We start from the raw sequence: 26,533 nt of genomic DNA on the forward strand, positions 1-26,533 counted from the left end.
CCTCCTCGGCGACCATGGCCTCGTACCGCTGCCTGTCGGCGGGCGCTCCGATGACGCTCCGGCGGGTGATGTCGAAGGTCGCACCCGGCGGATACACGGCCTCGGTCTCCGACAGGAAGACCACGAACGGGCTGATCTCCCGCGCCGTCGACCCCGGAACGTGCACCAGACCAGGGTGCGAGCCCTCGGGCGCCCTCTTGCTCCGGGTCATGAACCCATGTGCCTGACCATGGAGCAGCGATGTGCTGCGGAAGAACGGCATCGTGATCGTGTCCCGGCCGTACACCGGGCCGTCCACCGGCGGCTCGTCCAGCGAACCCGGCACGCCGCGGTCGCCCCACCAGACATCGCCGTTCACCGGAGGCAGTATCTCCAGCGCCTCGATCGCCATGTCGATGTGCAGCGGCATCTCGGCGTACAGCCGGTCGGCCATCGCGTTGAGCCGCGTCCGCAGCCGGGACACCTGGGGGCTCGACGCCCCGAGGTCCGGCACGGCCCTCATCTCGTCGAACAGGTCCTCAAGATTGGGCTGCTTCCGCAGCATCATCGGAAGGAAATCGGCTTCGTCGACCGCCGCCGCCCTCCGGGTCACCGACCAGACGCTGAGGCGCACCATGCGACGGCCCATCCCCGAGCCGAGTCGCTCACCGTTGAGGAACGCCTTCATCAGCCGGTAATCGGGGCCGCTGTAGAGGTGCAGGGCCGTCATGTGGGCGGGGGCCAGCCGGTCCAGAGCCTGCCTGCCCCTGGGGCCGTAGTGGCGCAGCCAGCGCTGGAGCACGGCGCTCCTGCGGGTGACGGACGGCAGGAGACCGGCGAGCGCGGAGTCCACCATGGACTCGAGGTCGTCCGGGACGTCCAGCGCGCTCGGAGTGGACCGCCGGTCGTACCTCATCCGCTCGTCGTACAGCGCGCGATGAGGCGGGGTCAGCTGGTCGAAGAGAGCATCGTCGGGGCCGAGGCGCCGGAAACCGGCCCCCTTGGCTGCCTCCGCCGCCCAGTTGTGGAGCCCCGCGGCATCACGCATGGTGACGCTCCGTTCCTCCGCATCACCCATGCCGATCAGGTGGGAGGCGCGGAAGATCTCGTGCAGCGACTGCAGATCGGCCGGAATCATCCAGGCCATGAGCACGCTGCGGAACGCGAGCAGCTCCGCGCGAGACGCGCCGAGCGCGGCGTAGGCGCCCAGCAGTCGCAGCGCGGGGCCACGCTCACCGCCCACCCGGCGGAAACCGCGGCTGTCGTGCACGGCACGGTAGGCGCTCCCCGGCGCGTAGCGCGCACGGCGGCCGACCGGCCGGGACAGCACCTCGGCGAGTTCGGACGGCAGTCCCGGACCGGCGTACGCCGCGTGGGTGAGCGCGGTCATCAGCTCATCGAGCGTGAGCGGCCCCGGGGGCAGGGTACGCAGCCGCTCCAGCGCGGCCGCGGGGTCGGCCGGAACGGCGTCATGGGGGAAGAAGGCACGCGCCGCCGCGGCCTCGCCGTGGCGGGCGGCGAGTCGCTCGTACATGCGGAACGTGGCGTCGCGGGCGGACTCGGTGATCGCGCCGACTCCGCTCACCACCCCGGCGAGCGCGAACTCCAGGGCCACGCTGCGCCGACGCCACTCACGGTCCCGGTACAGGCTCGCGAACCGCACCATGCCCGGTGATCCGACCGGGCGCCAGGACGACACCGACCAGCCCGGACCACCCTCGGAAGCGTTCTCGGTACCTGCCTCGGGGGTGTTCTCCGGGTCGGCCGCGGACACGGGGGTGACATTGATCTGGACGGGGGCCGGGTAGGCGATACCGGATCGCTCGTCCCGCTCCCCGGAACCGGCGCCGTCCTGGCCGACGGTGAGAGGAGTGCCGGGCGCGAAGTGGAACGTCCCGACGCCGGAGGCATGCCGGATCCGCGGTGACAGCAGCGGAGCCGCCGCGGGTTCCTCGACCGTGGGAGGGCCGGACCGCGCGGAGGATGCCTGGCCGGTCGCCGGAGCGTCCGGCTGCCCGGCGGAGTCGCTCGGCGCCTCCCATTCGGTCCGGTCCCACCTGCCCCGTTTTCCGGCGTTGTCACTGCGGTGCGTCACGATGCGCAGCGGGGCCGACGGGTCGTCGGTCCCGGCCACCTCGTGGGGCGCGGTGTAGGAGTAGCCGACCCGCCCGGTGCGGTTGGAGTACGCCTGCGACACCGCGCGCTGCCGTCCGGCTCCGGGACCGGACATGAGGAAGACCGCCGGAACCTTCAGGGGGATCCTGTGGAACCGCGCCATGAGGTCGGTCAGGGCCAGGAACTCCCCCTGGGACACCGGTACGGCGCGGAGCTTGGGCAGGTGCAGCACCAGGTTCCCGGCCTGGTCCGTATCGGTCAACAACAGGATCGGCATGTCCGGCTGCCGCGCCCGCCACGTCGGCTGGTACGGCTTGGCGGTGGTCGTTCCGTCGGATGCGGTGGTCACCTCGTGCACGCGGTCCCACTCGATGCCGTTCGGTGCCGGCCTGCCACTCCAGTTGAGGCCCCGCAGGGACTCGCCGGCCGTGCCGGGATCACTGCTCCTCAGCAGCCTGGACTTGTGGAACGCGCCGCTCTCCTCGAGGTGGTACGCGGCCAGCACATCCGAGTTCAACGCATCCGCGCCCTGGGCGATGGCCTTGGCCGTCACCTGCCACAGCGCCGGGACCCTCGACGGGTCCCACGCGGTCCTGTCCCGCAGATGGAGCACCTTGCGGCCCAGTTCCGCCACGTCCCGCGGCGGCAGGGCGATGCGCTGGGACGCGGCGACGCCCGCCCACAGGGCCCACGCGACCTGTCGGGGGTCCACCTGCGCGGAGGAGCCCAGCCTCAGCAGGGTCCGTACGTGCGCGTCGCCACCCTTCGTCAGCTGGTCGAGGGAGTACGCCAGGGCCGGGTCGGGGGCTGGGGCGAGCCGGGCGTCCGGATCCGCGGCCAGCCGGTCGCGGGCGTCGTCGAGCACGGCCAGATAGTCGGCCCGGGTCGGGACGAACCCACCGGACCGGCGGGCGAGGAACGTCCACAGACCCATGTGGAAGGGCGTCAGCCGGCTCAGCTCCGGGTCGCCCGCGCGCATCCGCTCCAGCGCGGCGACGCCCTGGAACATCCCGGTGAACCGCGGATCGTCCTGGACGCCTTCGCCGAACGCCCGCTTCAGCGCCCGCACCAGCCGGAGCGTGGTCCTACGGGTCTCCGGAGACCCAGCACCCGGGCCGCGGTGCAGTTCCGCCTCCCGCGCCAGAGCGTCGAGTTCGTGGTCCAGCGGCTCCGGCCGGTGGGTGACCCTCCTGGCGGCCTCGCCGCCGGGGCCGTCGATCACCATCCTGCCGGTGTCCCCCGCGCCGGTCTGCCGGGTGTACGTGGTCGCCTCGCGCCGGCTCTCGTTGGCGACGCGCTGACCGAGCGGCACGTCCTCCAGCGGGTCGTCGACGAAGGGGGCCGGGGCGGTCGAAGGCTGAGGACGTGACGGGTCGCCTTCCGACTCGCCCCAGCACACCACGACGTCCAGCTTGTGGCCGGGAGGCAGTTCGGCCACCTCTTGCAGCCCGCCGATGTAGCGTCCCGCGTCGCGGGTGCTCAAAAACACCGTGCGGCCCTGCACACTGAGCCCCACCCTGCCCGGTTTGCCGTGCGCGACGAAGGTGTGGACCGCCGACTGCGGGGGCAGCTCTTCCGATCCGACGATGGCAAGGCCATCGCTCACCGGCACGAAGTGCGTGAGCCGGCGCGCGGAGCGGAACAACCGGTACCGCTGCTCGGCGGTGCGCCGCTTGGGCTCGTCGTCCCGATGCGACTCCAGGCCGAACCGCTCATGGTTCTCGTCGACCAGCGGCATGGTGTCCACGTCGCTGTCCCGGAACTCCGTACCGTCCAGCGCCGTCCACTCGCGGTCGGTGTAGCGCACCTTCACCGTCGGCGGGTCGAACGGCGCCCAGACGCCGAGCGGCCGGTCGGGGCCGGGGTCGACCAGCGCGAGAACGTGCGCGTCCAGCTCGCCGTCGTACCGCAGACGCCCGTCACCGCTGGGAGCCCACACCCGCCGTCCCAGGCGGATGGCCACCGCGCGCTGCAACGCCATGTACTGGCGGCGCGCCGCGTACGGCACGGCCAGCACCACCGGCACGTCCTTCGGCAGCTTCGCCAGCTCCGGATCGTCTCCCAGCTTCTCCGCGAACTCCTCGTACGTCAGCACCTGCCCGCCGAGGATCCGCACACCCCCCGGAACCAGCTCGCCGTCCACCATGTAGGCGTCGCCGCCCCACGGCGCGGGCTCGTCCGGTTCCCTTGCCTCCGGCTCGCCCGGCCTGTCCTGGACCACCAGCACACGATCGGTCCGCACCCGGAGGACCTGCTCATGCGTCAGGGTGCGTCCCCGCACCACACCGGAAGCGTCCCGCATCAGGGTGGCCGGCGACAGCAGGGGATCGGTCGCGTCCGAAGGTGCGGGGGGCGCGGTTCGGGGAGGCGGGGAGGACATCAGTGCGGCGCCCTGCGTGGCCGACGACGTGATGGTGGTGGGGTCGGGACGATCCAACCACGTCTTGCTCCACCTGCCCGGCTTCCCGGTACCCGCCTCGGGCAGGCCGAGGATACGCAGCGGGGCGGACGCGGCGCCTGCGGGCGGGGTGGTGGGAACCACCGTCAGCGGCGCGCCGTAGGCCCAGCCGTTGCGGCCCGTACGGTCGGTGAACACCTGTGACAACGGCGACGGCCGTCCCGCGCTTCCCACCCCGCCCGCACCGGACACCACGAACACCAGCGGCACGCCGAGGGGTGTCGCGCGCAGCATCGGGGCCAGGTCCAGCAGCGCCAGGAACTCCTGGTCGGGCAGCCGGAGCGGAGGCATCCCGGGCAGGTGGAGGACCACGAAACCGTCGGCGTCGGTATCCGTCCACACCACCATGACGTCCTCGGGCTCCCCGTCGGCCGTCCACGCCGCGCGGAAGTACTTGAGGGACGTCCCGCCGTCCTCCTGGTCCTGCCTGCCGACGACACGCAGGTACACGCCGTCGGGCGCCGGCGTGCCGCTCCAGTTGTAGCCCCGGACCGTCTCGCCTTCCTTGAGGAGATGTGCCGGCCCGAACGCCCCCTTGGACGCGAGGTGGAAAGCGGCCAGCGTGAAGTAGTCCGACGGGTCCAGCCCGGTCCCGATGGCCTGGGCCGTCAGGATCCACAACTCCTGCTTCTTCGCCGGGGTCCACTGTTCGTCCGGGGGCATGTGGAGCACTTCGCGCCCCAGCCGCTCCGTGAACGCCGCATCCATGCCGCCCATCCGCTGTGCGGCACCGGCCATCGCCCAGAAGACCCGCGTCACCGCGCGCTGGGTCACCGGCGTGGTCTCGGGCTGCCTCAGCACCGTCCGCACCAGACCCGCGCCCAACTTCGTCACCTGGTTCAGGGCGTGCTGGATGTACGGATCCGCGATGTCCTCGCTCAACCGGGCGTCCGGCTTCTCCGCGAGCCGCTTCGCGGCGAAGTCCAGAACCTTACGGTAGGCGTCCCGATCCGGCGCCTTACCGCCCACACGCTGCGCGATGAAGGTCCACAACTCCATGCGGAACGGTGTGAACCGGCTCAGTGCCGGATCGTTGGCACGCTGGATCTCCATCGCGCCGATGCCCTTGAGCAACTGCTGGTGCAGGTCACGGTCCGCCTCGGCCTCCGGACCGAACACCTTCCGCAACGCCCGTACCAGCCGGAGGGTGACCGCCCGCACCGCGGGCGGCGCCTCGCCCTCACCGGAGTGCAGCCCCGCCTTCACGGCCATGTCGTCCAGCTCACGCGGCAGCGGCTCGGGCACCGAGTCCTCACGGCGCCCGGCCACACCACCGGGCGTGTCCAGCAGAATGCGCGCGTCGTCGAAGAACCCGCTGCTCATCACCGACGCGTTGGTCACCCGCCGGCTCGCGTTGGCCGTGTGCTGGCTGAGGGACACCTCTGCCAGCGGATCGTCCACCGGGAGCGCCGGCCGGTTGTCCAACTGCGGCAGCAACGGATTCCCCGCCGAACCGCCCCAGCACACCTCCAGACCCATCCGGTGCCCGTCGGGCAGCTCGCTCACCTCACGCAGCCCGCCGATGTACCGCCCGCCGTCCGCGGCACTCAGCCACACCGTCCGGCCGCCGCGGAGAGCGAGCTGCAGTCCTCCTGGCAGCCCGTGAGCGACGAAGGAATAGACCGCCGGGTCCGACGGCGGCCGCTTCTCCTCGCTGACCAGCGCCGTCCGGCCACCGGACGGCACCAGATGCACCAACTTCTTCGCATGGAGGTACGACCGCAGCCGTTGTTCCCGGTCCCGTACATCATCCGCGTGCGACATCCGGCCGAATCGCTCATGCCGGTCGGAGACCACAGGCCGGGAGTCCACATCGCTGTCCCGGAACGTCGTCCCGTCCAGCGCCGTCCACTCACGGTCCACGAACAGCGCGGACTTCGCCGTCGGATGGAACGGCACCCACGCGCCGATCGGCTGGTCGGGACCGTGATCGATCAGCGCCGGAACATGCTCACGCTTCTTGTTCCGCACCAGGCGCCCATCACCACTGGGAGACCACACCGTCCGCCCCAGTCGATTCGCGACCGCGCGCATGTACTCCAGGTACCGCTCGTTCGCCAGATACGGCACCACCAGCACCACCGGCACGTCCTGCGGCAGCTTCGCCAACTCCGGATCCGCCGCCAGCTCCCCCGCCAACTCCTCGGCACTCAGCACCTGCCCGTCACGGAAGCGCACACCCGCCGGGTCCTTGTCGCCCCACACCGCATACGCCGCGTCTCCCCACGGCGCGGGGGCGGCGGCGCCCGGCACCTCCTTCAACGGCGCACCCGGCCGCTCCTCGAACACCCGCACCCGCCCGAGCCGCAGCTGGCGCACCGTTTCGCCCGTCACGTTGCGGCCACGCGGCGCCCCCGACGCATTCGTCATCAACGTCCCGGGCGACAACAGCGGACTGGACGAGGGCTCCCCCTCCGCACCGATCTGTAGCGCCCCGATGTCCGGCAGCTGTGTCGACGCGGCCGGGTCCGCCGGGCCGAACACGGTGACGGGGCCCGCTGCCGCCGATGACTGAGTGAGCGACTTCGGCGGTTGCCGCGTGGCCTCGGTCCACTGGCCCGGGGCCTGGGTGGCCGGGTCCAGGAGAGCGACGATGTCGAGCGGGGCCGACGGATCGGCGGCGGTCAGCCTGAGGGGCGCGCTGTAGCTGAAGGCGGGACGGCCGGTGCGCTCGGCGAACCGCTGCGCCACCTCCGGCCTCAGGGCGCCGGGACCTGAGGTCAGGAACAGGACCGGTTGCACAAGGTTGGTTCTGCGCATGACCGGTTCCAGGCTCAGCAGTGCCAGGAACTCGTCGTCGGACACTTCGATCGGAGGCCCGCCGGGCAGGTGCAGGACCACGTTCCCGGCCTGATTCACGTGAACCAGGTTGAGGATGGGGTCGGGCAGTCCCGGTCCGACCCATTCCGGCTGGACCTGTTGGGTGGTGGTCCCGCCCGGCCCCTGCGTCATCTGTTCCACGCTGCGCCAGTTGACCCCCGCAGGCGCTGGCGTGTCGCTCCAGTTGGCGCCCTGTATCACCTGCCCCTGCCTCAGCAGCTTGGACTTGACGAAGGCAAATCCCTTCAGGTGGAAGGCCGCCAGCACGTTGCGGTCGGTGACGTCCAGCCCCTCGGCGAGGGCCTTGGCGGTCAAGGCCCAGATCTTTTTCTGCTTCGGCAGGTCCCACGGGTCCGCGTCGGTCAGGTGGAGCACACTGCGGCCGTGTGCTTCCCGGTCCGCCGGCGGTATCTCGTTGAACAGCATCTTCGCGGCCCGGACCATCGCCCAGAGAGTGGACGCCACCTGCCCCGGGCTCGCCGTCGCCCCGACGGGCAGCCCCTGAACGGAACTCAATATGGCCTCGCCCGACGTGGCGAGCTCATTGAGCGTCACCGTCAGAGCCGGCGCCGGCACCTCCGTGCTGAGCCGCGCATCAGGATCCGCCGCGACACGGTCCCGGGCGAAGTCCAGAAGAGACTCGTAGGCGGCGGCATCCGCGATCCTCCCGCTGTGCTGCTGCGCGTAGAACGCCAGCATGTCCTCCCGCAGCGGGGTGACCCCACTGAGCGCCGGATCGTTCGCACGCATCGTCTCCAGCGCGCCGATGCCCTTGAGCAGCCGCTCATACCGCCCGCCCGGCACACCACGGTCGTTCTCGACGTCGTTGCCGAAGACGCCTCGCACCCCTCGCACCAGCCGCAACGCGGTCGCACGAGTCTCCGCCGGCACCGAACCCGGACCCTTGTGCAGACCCGCGTCACGCGCCAGCCCGTCCAGCTCATGATCAAGCGGCTCAGGCCGGAACGTGACACGACGCCCCCTCTCCCCATTGACCGCGGCGGTCATCACACGACTGGCACTCCCTATACCGGTCGATCTGGTGGTCGCGTTGGTTTCCCGCCTGCTCTCGTTGGCGGCGTACTGACCGAACGGGACGTCAGCCCAAGGATCGTCGACGTGGGGCACGGGCTGGTTCACGCCATGCGCCTGATGCGGGTCGGCGTCCGAGGCGCTGTAGCAGACCTCCAGGCCCAGCCGGTGCCCCGCGGGCAGTTGGCGCACCTCGCGCAGCCCGGCGATGTAACGCGCTGCGTCCTGCTTGCCCAACCGCACGGTCCGGCCGTCACGGAGGGCGAGCGCCATCAGGCCCGGACTCCCGTGTGCGGTGAAGACGTAGACCGCCGGATCAGGGGTTATCTCCTCGATCCCAACGTCCTGGCGGCCGGAACCGGCCGGAATCTCGTGCACGAGCCGCCGCATGTCGAGGTACGACTTGAAAAACTGCTCCGACCTCCGCAAGCTCTCGCCGTCCCGCGTGGAGATCCGGCCGAACCGCTCGTGATCCTCGGAGACCAGGGGCCGGGTGTCCACGTCGCTGTCCCGGAACGTGGTCCCGTCCAGCGCCGTCCACTCCCGGTCCTCGAACGGCAGCGTCGTGTCCTGGGGATCGTAGGGTGCCCAGAGACCGAACGCCTTCTTCGCGTCACGGTCGACCAGCACCGGAAGATGCGCGTTCCCCGACCCGTCACCGACCAGCCGCCCCTCACCGCTGGGACCCACCACCCGCCGACCCAGCCGGTCCGCCAGCACCTGCAGATCCAGGGACCGCTGCGCGAACGGCACAACCAGCAGCACCGGCACGTTCTTCGGCAGTCGTGCCAGCTCGGGGTCGGCGGCCAGCACGTCGGCCAACGCCTCCGTGTCCAGCACCCGGCCGCCGGAGACCCGCACCCCGCCGGGGTCGCCCTCCGCCGCGACGACATACGCCGAATCCGGCCACGGCGCGTCCTCCTCCGCGACGATCCTCGCCGGCGCACCCAACCGCGTCTCCATCAGACCCACCCGGCCGGGCCGCACCCGGCTCACCGGCTTGCCCGTCCAGTTCCGCCCCTGCCCCGCACCCGACGGACCCGCCATCAGGGTCTCCTCCGACAGCAACAGACCGGTTCCGTCCGAACCCGCTTGCTGTGCGGCGGCCGGGTCTGCCGGGTCTGCCGGGTCGGGCGAGTCCACGATGCTGGTGGGACCCGAGGGCTCCACGGGCGGCGACTGCCGGGTGGCCTTGGTCCAGTGGCCCGGGGCCTTGGTGGCCGGGTCCGGGAGAGCGACGATGTCGAGCGGGGCCGACGGATCGGCGGCGGTCAGCCTGAGGGGCGCGCTGTAGCTGAAGGCGGAACGGCCGGTGCGCTCGGCGAACCGCTGCACCAGCTCCGGCCTCAGGGATCCGGGACCGGAGGTCAGGAACAGGACGGGAGTACCCAGCGGCGTTGTGCGCAGCGCCGGGTCGAGGTCCAGCAGCGCCAGGAAGTCGTCCTCGGACACCGGGAGCGGGGTGCGGCCGGGCAGGTGCAGCACGATGTTCCCGGCCCGGTCCACATTGATCAGGTTCAGAAGGGGGTCGGGCAGCTCTGGTCCGACCCATTCGGGCACGACCTCTTGAGTGGTGGTCCCGCCCGGCCCCTGCGTCATCTGACGCACGCTGCGCCAGTTCACTCCCTCGGGCGCGGGCGTGTCGCTCCAGTAGACGCCTTGGACGTTCTGCCCTTGCCACAGCAGACCGGCCGGGCCGAAGGCGCCGGTCTGCTTCAGGTGGTAGGCGGCCAGCAGGCTGCGGTCGGTGACGTCCAACCCCTCGGCGAGGGCCTTGGCGGTCAAGGCCCAGAGGGTTTTCTGCTTCGGCAGGTCCCACGGGTCCGCGTCGGTCAGGTGGAGCACACTGCGGCCGTGTGCTTCCCGGTCCGCCGGCGGTATCTCGTTGAACAGCATCTTCGCGGCCCGGACCATCGCCCAGAGAGTGGACGCCACCTGCCCCGGGCTCGCCTTCGCCCCGACGGGCAGCCCCTGAACGGAACTCAATATGGCCTCGCCCGACGTGGCGAGCTCATTGAGCGTCACCGTCAGAGCCGGCGCCGGCACCTCCGTGCTGAGCCGCGCATCAGGATCCGCCGCGACACGGTCCCGGGCGAAGTCCAGAAGAGACTCGTAGGCGGCGGCATCCGCGATCCTCCCGCTGTGCTGCTGCGCGTAGAACGCCAGCATGTCCTCCCGCAGCGGGGTGACCCCACTGAGCGCCGGATCGTTCGCACGCATCGTCTCCAGCGCGCCGATGCCCTTGAGCAGCCGCTCATACCGCCCACCCGGCACACCACGGTCGCTCTCGACGTCGTTGCCGAAGACGCCTCGCACCCCTCGCACCAGCCGCAACGCGGTCGCACGAGTCTCCGCCGGCACCGAACCCGGACCCTTGTGCAGACCCGCGTCACGCGCCAGCCCGTCCAGCTCATGATCAAGCGGCTCAGGCCGGAACGTGACACGACGCCCCCTCTCCCCATTGACCGCGGCGGTCATCACACGATGGGTATAGGTCAGACCGGTCCGCCTGGTCGCCGAAGTGGTCTCACGCCTGCTCTCGTTGGCGGCGTACTGACCGAACGGGACGTCAGCCCAAGGATCGTCGACGTGGGGTCGCGGACCGTCGCCAGGGGGCTGCTGCGGGTCGCCGTCCGACGCGCTGAAGCAGACCGCCAGGTCCAGCCGGTGCCCCTTGGGCAGCTGGCGCACCTCGCGCAGCCCGGCGACGTAACGCGCGGCGTCCTGCTTGCCCAACCGAACGGTCCGGCCGTCGCGGAGGGCGAGCGCCAGCAGACCGGGCTTTCCATGACCGGCGAACACATAGACCGCCGGATCAGGGGTTATCTCCTCGGTCTCAGCCTCCTGATCGCCGGAACCAGCCGGAACCTGGTGCACGATCCGCCGCATGTCGAGGTACGACTTGAACCGCTGCTCGAACTCCCGCAGCTCCTCGCGGTCCTCCACCGAGATCTGGCCGATCCGCTGCGTGTGCCCGCTGGAGACCAGGGGCCGGATGTCCACGTCGCTGTCCCGGAACGTGGTCCCGTCCAGCGCCGTCCACTCCCGGTCCTCGAACGGCAGCGTCGTGGCCTGTGGATCGTAGGGTGCCCAGACGCCGACCGGCTTGTCGGCCGCGCGGTCGACCAGCACCGGAAGATGCGCGTTCCCCGACCCGTCACCGACCAGCCGCCCCTCACCGCTGGGACCCACCACCCGCCGGCCCAGCCGGTCCGCCAGCGCCTGCAGATCCAGGGACCGCTGCGCGAACGGCACAACCAGCAGCACCGGCACGTTCTTCGGCAGTCGTGCCAGCTCGGGGTCGGCGGCCAGCACGTCGGCCAGCGCCTCCGTGTCCAGCACCCGGCCGTCCGGGACGCGCACCCCGCCGGGGTCGCCGTTCGCCGCGACGACATACGTCGTATCCGGCCACGGCGCATCCTTCTCCGACACGATCTTCGCCAGCGCATCCGGCCGCGTCTCGATCACGCGGACCCGTCCGGGCCGCACCCGGCTCACCGGCTTGCCCGTCCAGTTCCGCCCCTGCCCCGCACCCGACGGACCCGCCATCAGGGTCTGCGGCGACAGCAACGGGTCCGTCGGTCCGGGGCTTGCCGGTTGCGGGGCGGCCGGGTCGGTGGGGGCGAAGGTGTCGGGGTCGGATGAGGCCGAGGACCACGTGGACGGGTTCGGTTGCCGGGAGGCGGCGTGCCAGGTGCCCGGGGCCTGGGTGGCCGGGTCCAGGAGGGCGAGGATGTTGAGCGGGACGAACGGATTCCCGGAGGTCAGCATCAGCGGCGCGCTGTAGCCGAAGGCGGGACGGCCGGTGCGGTCGGAGAACCGCTGCACCAGCTCCGGCCTCAGGGCGCCGGGACCGGAGGTCAGGAACAGCACCGGATGGGCGAGTGGGGTACTGCGCAGCCCCGGGTCGAGGTCCAGCAGTGCCAGGAACTCGTCTTCCGATACCGGGAGCGGGGGGCGGCCGGGGAGGTGCAGCACGATGTTCCCGGCCTGGTCCACATGGATCAGGTTCAGCAGCGGCATGGGCTGCCCCTGGCCCACCCAGGCGGGCTGTGCGGGCTGGGTGGCGGTCCCGCTGGGCCCGTTCGTCATCTGGCGCATGCTGCCCCAGTTGACGCCCGCGGGCGCGGGTGTGCCGCTCCAGTTGACGCCCTGGACGTTCTGCCCCTGCATCAGCAGAGCGCCGGGGCCGAACGCGCCGCTCTCCCTCAGGTGGTAGGCGGCCAGGACATTGCCGTCGGTGACGTCGATGCCTTCAGCGATGGCCTTCGCCGTGAGCGCCCACAGCGTTTCCTGCTTCGCCCGGTCCCATGTCTCGGTGCCGGGCAGATGGAGCGCCTTGCGGCCGAACGCCTCCCGGTCCGGCCCCGGCACCTGGCCCATCCGCTGAGCGGCACGAGCTGTCGCCCACAATGCGGATGCCACCTGCTTCTGGGTCAATGCCACCGTGCTGGGCAGTGCCTTCACGGAACGCACGACAGCTTCACCGTTGGTGGAGAACTGGCCGAGCGTCAGTCGCAGGGCAGCTGAATTGATCCCCTTGCTCAACTGGGCATGCGGATTTGCCGCGATCTGTTCCCGGGCGAATGTGAGCAATGCCAGATAGCCCGCCTCGTCCGGAGCCTTCCCGGTATGCGCCTGGGTCAGGAAATCCAGCATGTCCAGACGGAACGGGGTGCGATTGTTCAGCTCCGGGTCATTCGCGCGCAGTGTTTCCAGCGCGCCGATGCCCTTGAGCGCCTGCCGATACCGGAACGGATTGTCCTCGACCTTATTGCCCAACGCGGTCCGCAGCGCCCGCACCAGCCGCAAAGTGGTCGCACGCGTCTCGGGCGACACACCACCGGGCCCCTTGTGCAGATCCATGTCGCGGGCCAGCTTGTCCAACTGGGGATGAGACGGGTCCGGACGGTAGCTGACCCGACGCCCCCGCTCACCATCGGCCCCGTCCACCACCACACGGTCGTTGTCGTTCAGGCCCGTCGACCGCGTGACCGCCGACGCCTCCCGCCCACTCTCATTCGCCAGAAGATGACCGAACGGAATGTCCTCCAGCGGATCATCAATATGCGGCGCGGGAGCAGTGTCGGGATGAGCCCGCATCGGGTCGCCGTCCGAGGCACTCCAGCACACCTCCGCGTGCAGCCGATGCCCTGCCGGCAGTTCACGTACCTCGCGCAAACCCGCGACGTAACGCGCCGCGTCATGCTTGCCCAGCCGCACCATCCGGCCGTCGCGGAGCGCAAGAGCCAGCACACCGGGCTTCCCATGACCGGCGAACACATAGATCGCGGGATCCGGAGTTACCTCCTCGGACGTCCCGTCGTGCCGACTGCCACCGGCCGGCACCAGATGCACAAGCCGCCGCATCTCCCGGAACGTCCGGAACCGCTGTTCCCGTCGCCGCAGATTGTCGCGGTCCAGGATCGAAATCCGCCCGTAGCGCTCATGGTCCTTCGAGACCAATGGCCGCGTATACACATCGCTGTCACGGAACTTCGTGCCGTCCAGCGCCGTCCACTCACGGTCCTCGAACGGCGCCCCCGTCTTGGGCGTCGGATCGAACGGCACCCAAGCGCCGTACGGCAGATCCGCATCACGGTCGACCAGCCCCAGAACATGCGCGTTACCCGAGCCGTCGGGAATCAGGCGCCCCTCACCACTGGGCGCCCACACCATCCGGCCGAGCCGGCGGGCCACCTCATCCAGATACTCACTGCCCATGTCCGGCACAGCCAGCACCACCGGCACATCCTTCGGCAACCCCGCCAACTCGGGGTCCGCGCCCAGCACATCGGCCAACACCGCCGCATCCAGCACCCGGCCGTCAGGGACCCGCACACCCCCGTTCTCACCCTGGCCCGCCACCACATACGCCGAATCCGGCCACGGCGCGGGCTCATCCGACACGATCAGCGGCGTCTTTCCCGGACGCGTCTCATACAACCGCACCCGACCAGGCAGCACCCGGCTCACCGGCTTGCCCGTCCAGTTCCGCCCCTGCCACGCATCCGACGGACCCGCCAGCCGAGTCCACGCGGACAACAACGGATCGGACGCACCGGCGAAAGTCCCCGACGTGGCCTGGGGAGCGGGAGCGGGCACCGTGGACGGGGGAACGGGCGGGCCGGGGGGCGGCGAGAACAGGGAAGGCTCGTCCGTCCCGGCCAGGCCGGAACGGAGCGAACGGGCGGGTGCCGAGGACAGGGAGCCGAGCAGGGACGGTCCCTCGCCGGTGCCCTCCGCACGACGGCCGGTGTCCAGCCTGCCCGCGAGACCGGGCAGCCCGCCCCACGCCTCCGTATGGCGGCGCGCCTGCCTTTCCAGTTCCTGCCGGACGTCGTTCAGATCCCGCTCGATGCCGCGGACCTGGACCTGGACCGCGTCGCGGGCCCTGGTCCTGCGGGTCAGCTCCCTGACCGCCTGCTCCAGCCTCTGCTCCGCCCGGTCCACGGCGCCCTCGGCGCGTTCGAGGTCCTGGGTGAGGGTGCTCTCCCGCTCGCGTGTCCCTTCGAGGGTGGTCCCGAGCTCGTCGGCCGACTCTCGCGCGGTGGTCATCGCCGTGTAGTACTGCTGACGCTGCCGCGGGGCAGCCAGCACCCGTTCATGGGCGGTGGTGGCACGCTCCTGGGCCTCGGCCAGGGTGCTCCGTGGTTCGGCGGCGACGGCCGGGTCTGCTGCCGGTGAGGTGGCGATGAGCTGCTCGATGCGCTCCACCTCGGCCTGCGCCTGCTGCCACTCCTCGCGCATCCGCCGCTCCGCCTCCGGAGCGGCGTCGTAGCGCGCCTGCGCGTCACGCGCGGCCTTCTCCAGGCTCGCGAGTTCCTTCTCCGCCTCCCGGATCTCGGTCCGCACCCTGCCGAGTACGGTCCGGATGGCCAGGGCGCTCCGGACGGCATCGCCGTGGGTTCGATCGGCGCCCTGATGTGCGGTGGTGGCGGTGTCCACGGCACGGCCGGTGGTCTCCAGGGCCCGCGCCGCGCCGCGCTGCCGCCGCACCAGCCCGTCCTCCCTGTGGCGCGCCGTCGCCTCGGCCCGCACCGCGTCGAGGTAGGTGTCGATGGCGCCCTGTATCCGCTCCCAGGTGTCGCGGGTGGCCTCGGTCATATCGGCGAGAGAGCCGTCGGCGGCGAACGGCCAGTGACGCAGCCCCTCCTCGGCGCGCACCACCAGTTCGACCGGCTTCCCGGACAGCGCGGCCGTACGGGAGGCGACGAACAAGGCGCGGGCCAGCCGTGTTCCGTCCGGGTCGGCGCCGAGCGCGAGCCACAGCTGCGCCGACTCGTCCGCCTCGTCGATACCGTCCGTCAGCGTCTGTGGCAGGTCGGTGACCGGATGCCGTGCCCAGTCCCGCAGGTCGTCCGCGTCCTGGTGGGCGAGCATCGCGGGCAGGTCGTAGATCCCGGGGCCGGGGCGCGGCGGAGTGATGCCGAAGCCGAGCACGTCGCGTTCCCACAGCCGCGCGGTGGAGCTTCCGGTGACATACCGGGTGCCCTCGGGGCCACTCACCGTGGTGACGGTGTCCACCAGGGTCTCGTAGCCGCGCGTGCCGTGCCGGTCGTCGGGCTCGGTGGTGTTGCCGATCCGCATGCGGTTGAGGCCGGCGGCGGACGCGCCGCCTCCGGAGGAGGTGGTGTGCGGCTGCTGTGCCGCCAGCGGGAATCCCAGACTCAGCAGTTGGACGTTGCCGCTCTTGAGGCTGTAGGTGCCCTGCTGGTTCAGGGCGAAGGAACTGCCCGCCGAGGACGTCGTCGAGGAGGTGCGGCCCTGCTTGCGGATCCGGTCCACGGCCACATCGCCCGCATCCGTCACGGGCCGCGGGTTGTGCAGCGTGATCTGCAGGGACGGCGCGGAACCGGGGCCCTGAAGCGGCCAGCTGCCGGGCATCGTGGTGGTCAGGCCGGCCGCCGTGCGTGGCGGGTCGAGGCTGATGTCACCGGCCTGGATCAGCTCGCCCAGACGGGTGGCCGTCGCTTCCGCGGAGGCGTTCGCGGGCAGCCCCCAGGAGGCGGTCGTGCGCGGGGCGACGTCGTGCAGCGCCTGCCTCAGCTGCGGGACGGCGTTGTAGTCGTACACCGGCGTCGTCCCGGTCGGCACCAGTTGCGAACCGCCCGAGAACGGCAGTGTGCCCTGGGCCCGCGCCTGCTGGGGCGACATCTCCAGCGGGTCCTGGGTGAGCAGGGCCGGAGGCCGGGGCCCGGCGTGCTGCCGCGGCCGTACGGCCTCGGAGCCGACGAACCGCAGTACCGTCGCGACCGGCACGGTGGCCAGGCCCTCCGGCCGGCCCCGCAGCAGACGCCGGACCCAGGTGCGCACCCTCTCGGCCACATCGCCTTCGAGGCCGGACAGGTTCAGCAGCCCGCCCTGGAAGATCCCGCCGGGGATGTTGGCCGGCCACTCCCATATCAGCTGGGAGCGGACGGACGCGGTGAAGCGGTAGTCGATGTCGAAGTCGGCGGCGCTCCCCGAACGTATCTGGAAGCGGTCGTCCCCGGTCACCTCGGACCGCCTGGTGCGTGACCGGGTTTCGGTCAGCGCGACGGACGGGCCCTCACGGTCCGTACGCCCGGTGTAACCGGGGCGCGGATAGCGGGAGACGGGGTTGACCGCCGTCTGACGCGTCGTGGTGACGGTGGAGGATTTCGCCTTGTTCTCAGGGGTGTGCGAGTCGGTCTGTTCCAGGCCAGAGCCCTCACCGGCCGGGCGGCCGCGTACCCCGCGCAGGGCGGGCGTCTGGAGGTAGGGCTCGGCACGCAGGGTCACCTCGACCAGCCGCGCAGCGCCGTAGGCGACGTGGAGGAAGTGGAATCGCACATAACCCGCGGGGCCGCGTCCGGGCAGGGCGCGCAGCGCCGAGGGCTCGGTGTGGCGGGCGATCTCGGTCTCCACACCGGACAGGTAGGAGGCGTGGCCGGGCCGGGTGACGCCCGGCGCCTCGTTCTCCACCAGGGCCGTCAGCTCCCGGCCCAGCCGGTCCCGGCGCTCCCGGCGGTTCGTCGTGTCGTCGAGCTGAGTGACCGACAGAACGACTGCCGCACCCAGCTGGCGGGTGCGGGCGAACCGGTCGGGAAGCGGGACGCCCGGCCCCGGCGGCGTCAGGCTCGGGATGCCCGGGATGCCCTGGAACCACGCCGCCAGGCGGGCCAGTGCCTGAGCGGGAGCCAGGTACGTCACGGCGCGGGGCAGGTCGATCGCGACCGTCACCGGGGCGTAGCTGCCCAGGCCGACGGTGTTCCCGGCCACGTTGCGCATACCCCACTTGACCGTCATCACCAGCGTCAGGTCGTTTCCGATCCAGAGCTGGTCGCCCTTCTCGGACGGGATACTTGTGATCTTCGTGCCGGAGCTCAGCGCGCCGGTGTCGTCGGTGCGGCGGGAGTGGGTGTACCGGCCACTCGGGTTGAACTGGTGGACCAGCCGGTCGGGCACGGTCGGGGCCGTCTGGAGCGCGGTGAGCTGGAAGTTGCCCTGGTGCGCACCGCCGACGCCGCGCTGCCGGCCCGCCGTGTCCGCGGCGGTGAGGTCCTGCTCGGAGTACAGCGACTCGGAGCCCAGCTGCCGGGGATTGGTCAGATAGCCGCTGATCTCCACCATCATGACCTGGTCCGCCGCCATGCCCGGCAGCGTCAGGCCCTCGACCACATGCACGCCGCCCAGGACCTGCCAGGCCCGGGAAAGGAGCTGGGCCGGCCGGATCCCGTCATGCCGGGTCTCGGCCGCCAGGGTGCCCTGATCGTTCAGCGCCGCGCCCGCCACGGCCACCGATGTCCACTTGTAGGTCGCCACCGCCCCGGTCGCGGAGGCCTGGGCCGCCCAGGTCACGGGCGTCGCCGCCCAGCTGACGGCCGTGCCGACCCGGTTGACGGCGCCGGTCAGGCTCGCGGGCAGCGCCTCCTTCACCGCTGAACCCCGCCTGGAGGCGCTCGTGGCCAGGTCGGTCAGCGTCTCGGAGGCGCGCCGCACCGCCCGGCCCAGCGGCCCCTGCTCCGGGTGGCCCGGATAGGTCCCCGCGACGATCTGGCCCAGGGCCTCCATCAGAGCGGCGGTGGCACGGAAGGTGTCCACGACCGCGCCGTCCGGCAGCCGGGTCAGGCCCGGCAGCGGGCGGCCCTGCCCGTCGACCATGTCCAGGCGCCGGTAATCGTCCGTCGGCCCGCCGTCGGTGACCGGTTCCCGGATCAGATGCCCCGGCCGGGGCGCGGCGGGTACGAGGCTCCGGCGCGGCTGGTGGGTGCGGTAGTGCGGCACGAGCAACGAGACGCTGCCCGGGACGGTGTGCGGGGTGGCACCCCGGTCCCGCAGCTCCACCACGTCCGCGGGACCCGCGGTGTCCGTACGGCCGTCGGCGTCCGCCGGTGCCGTGTCGTCATCGGCGAAGCGGATGCGCGGGGCGTCGTCGTCGCCCTCGTACAGGTCCAGGGCGAGCCTGGCCGGTACCCGGAAGACCTCGCTGCCGTTCTCCGTCGCCATGACGAACTGGTCGAGGCCGACCGCGTCACCGGTGCTCACGGAGTCCGAGAGCTGCACGGTGCCGGTGTAGTCCGGGCCCGTGTTCAGCGTCCAGTCGCCGTCCGCGAGCGGGATGTTGAAGCCCCCGCCGCCGCCCACGGCGCCGCCCAGCGCCGTACCCCGCTGCCGCCCGCCACTGGACTCGTACGAACTGAACCCGACCTGGTGGACATCGGGCAGCCTGCGGGTGTGCTCGGAGTGCCGCCCGGTGTCCCGCGTGATGGAGAACCGCAGCTGCACCCGCCGGGTGCCGGTGACGGCGTTGGGCCGCTCGAACCACTCCGGGTGCCCGCCGTCCACCTCGTCCGGCGCCGAGGTGGCCAGTGCGAACTGCGACCGCATCCGTCCCAGCCGCCGCAGGTTCTCCAGCTGTGCCAGGACGAGCGGCTCGTCGAGGCGGAACGGGAAGGACCGCCGCCGGGGCTCGGCCGGCGGCAGGAACCCCTCCTGCCGCAGCCACGCCTCCGCCCGCGCGAACAGCGGATCGGCCCCCTCGACCTTGAAGGGCGTCTCGGAGTACCCGATGCTCTCCAGGTTCTCCAGGTGCTCGGGCAGCTCCCGCACCTCGTCCGGGCCGGGCCGGTGGCCCGCCATCGTCGCCCGCTGGGCGATCCGCAGCCGCAGGCCGTCCTCCCACGGTCCGAACGAACCGGTGACCTCCCCGCCTCCGGCCCGGTAGAACGTCACGTCGTAGGTGACCCGGCTGGGCGTGAGCAGATGGCTGCTGCCGGTGTAGACACCGTGCATCAGCGTCGCGCTGCTGGCGGTGCTCAGCCCCTCGTTCACCTGCCAGTTGACGCCCGCCTTGCCCATGAGGTTGCCGCCGAACGACGCCGGACCGCGGGGGTGTCCCGCGGCATGGTCGGTGGTGAACGTCGGCCCGCCCGAGCCTTCGATCCCGATGCCGCTGGTGAACCTCGCCGAGCGGTCCACGTTGGACGCGTGCGTGAGCCATGTCTCCAGTGAGAACTTGCCGTCGGCGCTCTTCCTCGTCGGCTGTCCCGGTTCGATCCGCGCGGCGAGCTTGACCATCCCGACCGCGTTGCCGTCCTCGTCCAGCAGCGTCGCCGAATACACCCCGCCGTCGCGCTGCAGATGCGCCGTGCCCTTCAGCATCTGCTCGGACAGGAAGTCCTCCAGCGCCCGCTCCTGGGCGGTCAGATCGGCGAAGCGCTCGTCCTGGAGGAGTTCGGTCAGCAGCCTGCGCGGTTCGGCGACGCTGTCGACGCCCCACAGCGGGAGGTCGTCGACGCCCCCGGGCTCGGGCAGGTCGGCGGCGTCGGTGTCACCGAAGGCCAGATGCTCGGGGTACCACGCGGTGAGGGTCCCGTGCGACTGCTCCGGCTGCCAGTTGGCGGTCAGATCCTCGCGCGGGGTGTCCACCCGGACCTGCCATCGCCCGTCGAAGTCCACCGGATGCGCGGGATCCTTGGCATGCTGCTTGCTCGTGACCAGGAACGTCTCGCCGACGGTGACGGACTGGGCCAGCTGGTTGTGCGTCGCGGACAGCGTGACCGTGCCGTCCCACCAGCGCAGCGCGCCGCCACCGTCGTGCGGGTAGACCGCGGTCCACGGCAACGAGCCGCTGCGTACGTTCCCCGATCCCTCCGCGTCCGAGGACGACTGGCTCCCCTCGGCGCGGCGCTCCACCTGGACGTCGGGCAGCGACGCCGGGGTCCGCCCGTACTTCGTCGACTTCCGGATGTCCGCGTAGGCGAGCCGTACGTCGACCGTCCGCTCCCGGTCACCGACCTGGACGGTGATCCGGTGGCCCTGAGTGCTGCGCAGATACGGCCGGTGCCGCTCGATCTCCTCCGCGCTCAGCACCTCGCTCAGCCGGGTGCGCAGGGCACGGCCGTCGGCACTGTCCGGCTCGACGCCGAGCGCCTCGATGATCTGCCGGTACAGCCCGTCGAGAACGGGGTCGGGGGTAGGCTCGTGCAGGACGAGGCCGAGGTGCCCGTCGTACTGGGTGCCCTGGCTCTGGATGTACTCCGACAGCTCACCGGAAGCGGGCGGCGAGGTCTGCTGGGTCTGCGGTGCGGCGGCCGGCTCGTTCCCCTTCGCGGATGTCGCGCCATCCGTGTCCGGCGGCGCGGCGGGAGCGTCCGTGATCCCGCCGGCCGGGCGCACGGGGGGCGCGGGCACCGGGGCGGGGGTGTGGGGCTGGGGCACGTGGGTGCCCTCCGCCTCGTCCCACAGCGCCCGGAAGCCCTCCCAGATCTCGTTCTCCGCCTGGGTGGCGTCGACCGGGTTGACCGTCCCCGCGTACACGGCCTCCGGGTCGGCGCCGTACAGCCGCTGCGTCAGCGGGAACAACGCCGGGTAGTGCCTGCGGACCCAGTCCGGTCCGCCGTTGTGCCGCGACTCCCCGGTGTACGGGTCCTTCCCCCGGTTCGCCCGGAAGTAGACGTTGGTGAGCTGGGCGAAGAACTCCAGCTCGTCCCGGCTGGAGTAGTTGGCCCCCGTACGGCGCCCCTCGCCGTCGTAGCCGTACCGCGGGCCGTCGGGGAACAACGCGCCGTCCTCGTCCAGGGTCTCCTGGTACACGTCGTGGATGAGCTGCTGCTCCGCCTCGCTCAGCCCGTACTGGTGGATCGTGTGCGCGAACTCGTGGAGGGTCGTGGAGTACCCGTCCGGATAGGCGGGCTGGGCCCCCGGGACGGAGGTGAACTCGCCGAGGAGGTTCTCCTCCGTCACTCCCGCCGTCCGCCGGCCGATACCCCGCACCTCGTCCCACGACCGGCCGTCCGACCTGATCCGCCCCGCCAGGTCGCGGAACGGGTCCAGCGTGGTGATCGCCTCGCTCTTGGGCACCACGATCACGCGAGCGCCGTCCTTCAGCAGCTTCGCCGTGACGTCCGGGTCTCGCAGCATGCGCGCGATCTGCGTCCGCACCTCGTGGCGCGCCGACACCGGCTGGTCCACCCCGGCCGGTATCTGCACCATCAGGTGGGCCGCCGTCGTGGCGAACTCCTCGCCGGGCAGAGTGGTCCGGAGCGCGTCCACCAGCACCGGATCGGACGCCAGCCGCTCACGGTCCCCCGGCGACAGCAACTCCAGCTCCCGCGTCCGGTCGGCCTGAGGCATGCCCGGCAGACGCGACGCCAGTTGCCGGACCGGGTCGGAGGCCACCGTGTCGGTGGCGCGCAAGGCGTCGGCGAGGCTGGTGAGTTCGTCGTTCAGCCACCTCAGGTCGGCCTGTACCGCGCCGAGGGCCGACCACTTCGCCTCGTACACCGACCGGGCGTCGGGGTTCCGCGCCACCCCGTCCAGCAACTCGCTGAGCCGGACGGTCAGTGTGGGGGCGGTCCAGGAGGGGCGTGCGGCACGGTAGGCGTCGCCGCGTAGCGCCTCCAGCCGGGCGGCCGGCAGCGCGTCGTCGTCCGGGGCGTACGACAGGCCCCACAGCAGGTCGAGCAGGCCCCTCTCGCGCTGCTGCTCGTCGGTGGCCAGGGCCAGCGTGTACGCGGTGTCCGCCAGCGACTCGGTGGCGGAGGGAACGGTGAAGCCGTCGATCTCGGTGGTGTCGGCGGGAACGTGGGTGGCCGTGCCGACGGTGATCTCCGCCCCCTGGACCACACCGGTCAGCGTGCGTCCGTCCGCGCCCGCGCGCAGGGCGTTCGGCGACGCCCCGGGGAACCACTGGGCGATGGCCCGGTTGACGACATCGGCGAACTGGGCCGCGTCGGTGGGGAGGTGGAACTCCAGGGTGCCGAGGGGGCGCGGGTTCTCGAACTGCACCCTGCCCCGGGCCCCGCCGGCGAGGACGACGGGGTGGCCGATGTCCCGCATGAGGGCGTTGAACCGGCGGCCGACGTCCAGTTTCACGTCGTCAGGGAGCGGTTGAACGGGCGACGCCCCGGGGGTCCCGGTGGCCTGCCTCACCGGCTGCGGCGCGGTGGACGGGTCGCCGGGGGACGTCTGGAGGCCGGCCTCGCCCGGTGCCTGCCCGGGAGGTGCCGGGTGGTCCGCCGTGCCGGAGGCCAGGCTGTCGGTGGAGCTCGTCAGCACGTCCGGGGACCCGGTGCCGGACGACCACGAATCCGCGTAGGCGATGGTCGAGGACCTCCGACGGGCCACGAACCTGAGCAACGGCTCCCCGCCGCCGCTCAGCCGGTGCGCCTCGTTGACGGTGCTGTAGAGCGCCCGGCCGAATTCGCCCTGCGGATTCCAGCGCAGATGCGCCCCGTGCATGACGTCCATGTCGGAGTTCTTCATCTGCTCGATGAGCGACTCGTACTGCTCCGCCGACAACGGGGTGCCATCGAGTCTGTTGATCCTGAAGATGTCGAGATCTCCGGTGAGCGGCCTCAGTGCGCCGCCGTCGACGACCGCGTGGACCACGCCGCCGACCGTCCGGTACCGGCCCTCCGCCGCCAGCTCGTCCATCTGGTTCCGCAGCGACTGGTACTCCTTCAGGCGCTGCTGGTAACGGGCCAGGACCGGGTCGTCGGCGGACACGCCCTCGGGCAGCCGCGGCTCGAAGAAGCCGACCAGCCCGCGCTTGTCCTGCGGCGCGCCGAGACGCACGTCCAAGGCGTTGACCGTCTTCGCCTTGATCTCCTCGGGCTTCGGAAGCGCGCCCAGCGTCAGCCACTTCACGGAGTCCACGTTGCGCGGCCGCACGTCGATGACCAGCTCGCCCTGGTCGGCGAATGCCTGGAACCGAAGGTGGTTGTCGCGGGACATGCCCCAGCCCGAGGTGGCCGACTCCTCGGGCACGTCGGCGGAGTGTTCCCCCACCTGAGGCGCCTGCTGGATTTCGACACGCCGTTCCGGCCCTGGCCGCAGCCGCGAACGCCCCTCGCGCGCGCTCGCGGGGGGTGCCGCGGGGGCCTCGGGGAACGCACTCGACGTCGCGGTGACGGGCCGGTGCGGGGCGGCGGCCGGATCGTCGGTGGAGACGGCCGGACCGTCGGTGGAGACGGCCGGGCGGGTGTCGGTCAGGTCCTCGACGGTCTGGAGCTGGTCCAGCGGTACGGCCGGGCCCGGCAGCGCGTCCGGGGCCGGGGCGACACCGGCGTAGCGCAGCATCTGGCGCAGGGCCGTGGTGTCGTTGCGGGCCTGGCGGCGGTCACGTTCGGGCGCGGCGAGCGACGGGTCGTCGGAGGCGAGCCGGATGTGGAACTGGTCGGACGGGGCGGGGGTGTCCGTCGCGGACAGCTCGATGGCCTCGGCGTTGCCGGGATCGTGGATGAGGTTGAGGTCGATGTGGAGCTGGTCGCCGGAGCGCGGCAGCGGCAGCCCGTGGTTGACCTGGGTCTCCAGCAGTGCGCGCGTCCGCTCCTGGAACTGCTGGAGCCGGTCGGCGGGGAACCCGTCGCCGAACCGCACCGGGAGGTCCAGCGTCAGGTTGCGTACGAAGCGGCCGTCGTCGGCCTGGACACGCTGGACCTCGGTGCGCACGACCGTGTCCTGACCGGGCTGGGCCGCCGGGTCGAGGTCCTGGTCGGCCACCTGGTCCTCGACCACCAGGGACTGGATCTCGGTGCGCACGAGGGTGGCGGGCACCTGCTGCTGCCGTCCCCGCCACTGCTCGGGGCGTACCGGGTCCCGGACCGGTTCCGCGGTCGCCGGGTGGTGGGGGGCGGGCTGTGCCACCTCGCCGGAGACCGATTCCGCGGTGGTGGTCTCGTCGGGGGTGGGGGTGTCGTCCTCGTTGTGGCCGGACGGCGTGGTGGACGGCCGTGTGGCCGAGTCGTGGCCGGTGGTGGGGGTGTTGCCCTGGCCGGTGGCCGTCGGGGTCCGGCCCGTAGTGGCGTCCGGGGTCGCGGAGGGGGGCGCCGCCGGGATGTCCTGCGGCGACCGCTCGTCCGGGAGCATCCCGGTTTCCTGGTCGGCGATGGCCTCCGACTCCGTACGCGGCCTCGGCGTGGCGCTCGCGGGCGCGGGGTTGGTGGCGTGGCCGGTGGCCCCGTCCCCCGGCACCCCCGTGCTGTGCGGCAGGCCGCTCGTGTCGGGCGTCCCGCTCGTCTCGTCCACGATCGGGTCCGGGAGCGGCTCCGGATCGAGTGTCAGATCCGGCGTCTCGTCGAGGGTTCCGTCGAATCCGGTGTCCAGCGTGCTGTCGCGACCGCGCGGCGGTGCGAACGGCGTGGTCGAGGGGGTCGTGGAGGGAGTGATGGATGGCGTGGACGTGGGCGGCAGCGAGAGATCGCCGTCCAGCACGGGGTCCGGGAGCGGGGTGGTGTCGGCCCGCCGGGACGCCGACGGCAGTGGCGTGGGGTCGGGGGCACCGGCTTTGGGCGTGGTCAGCGGCACGGCGCCGGGGTCGGTGTCCGGGGACGAGGTGCCAGTCTCCTCGTACGCGTCCCAGTCGGTGATGTCGGAGTACCCGTCGGAATCCGCGATCGAGTCGGTGTCCGTGTCCGTGCCCGTGTCCGTGTCCGTGTCCGTGTCCGAGAAGTCGTCGTCTCGGTCGAGGTCCACGATCTCGCTCGTCGGCGTCTCGACGGGGTCGTTGTAGACGGTCGGAGGAGTGAGCGCCGTGGGTACGGGCGTGGGGGTCGACGTCGTGTTCGGGGAGGACGGCGTCGGTGTCGGTGTCGGGTCCGGCGTATCGGGGGTCAATGTGCTGTTGGTGACCGGCTTGACGATCGGGCCGCCGCCACCGCCCCCCAGGACGGAGTTCGGGCCGGGCAGGGGGTTGTACGTGGCGAAGATGTTGCGGCCGCCGAAGACCTTGGTGTTCAGCCCCTTGCCGATGCTCTCCAGGACTGTACTCATGACGAGTTCGGAGATGGCGCTGAGGCCACCGCCGACCAGCGACATGGGGTCGAACTTCCACTTGCCGTCGAAGAGGCCGTTGACCAGGAACTCGGCGAGGGCCTCACTGGGGCCTTCGCTCGAGAAGCCCCGGAAGGCCTCGCCCCCGAACTGCGCCCACTTGTTGTCGTTGAAGTTGTTGAACTGGTTCTTGTAGAAGTTGCCGATGTACTTGGAGATGACGGAGGTGAAGAAACCCGCCAACGCGCCGACCGTGAAGGACTTGAGGATGGCCGTCCCGTCGATGCCGTCGGGGCGGCGCTTGCCGTCGTTCAGCGCCAGCATCGCCAGCCGTACCGCGAAGGTGGTGAGCGCCTCCTCGATCGCCTCGGTGATCGAGGGCAGCAGATGCGTCTGGCGCAGCAGGCGGTTGAGGGTCGTCAGGATCGCCACCGTCGTCCGGGCCTTCGCCGCGGCGGTGTCACCGAAGGACAACCCTCCGGTGAAGAAGGACAGGGCCGCGATGATGGCCAGCTCCGCAAGCAGGATCAACGCCTCGGCGATGATCTCGAACTTGGACTCCATGATGTTTCTGGAGTGATCGATCTGATTGCGCGACTTCTGGCGGAACTGATCGGAGAACCCGGACATCGTGTCCGAGCCCCCGACATCGATCAGAGTGGCCATCGCCTCCTTGAAGCGGGCGGCCACCTCCGGCGGGAGGGCTCCGTCGACCTTGTACACCAAATCCGTGATGCGATCACGGAGTTCCAGCACACGATCCCCGTTGTCCTCGTACGGCGTGCTCCTGTCGAACGCCATGTCCGAGGACGCCTGAAGCGGCAACTCGCCCAGCAGAACAAAGAGTATCCAGCGGACCTCTTCGGGGAATTCGATGCTGTCGGGTACCAA

1 protein-coding gene (running past one end of the window) is annotated in these 26,533 nt (G+C 71.5%); it reads right to left on the reverse strand.

Annotation, left to right across the window (positions count from 1 at the left end):
* Positions 1-26,533 carry the 5' portion of a lonely Cys domain-containing protein gene (locus ACH4U7_RS16465; RefSeq protein WP_398528598.1) on the reverse strand. The gene continues 16,166 nt to the left of window position 1, outside the view, so the window shows 26,533 of its 42,699 coding nt (coding positions 1-26,533); the start codon lies at positions 26,531-26,533; the stop codon falls past the left edge of the window.

The sequence above is a fragment of the Streptomyces sp. NPDC020845 genome, assembly GCF_044334165.1.
Lineage (GTDB): Bacteria > Actinomycetota > Actinomycetes > Streptomycetales > Streptomycetaceae > Streptomyces.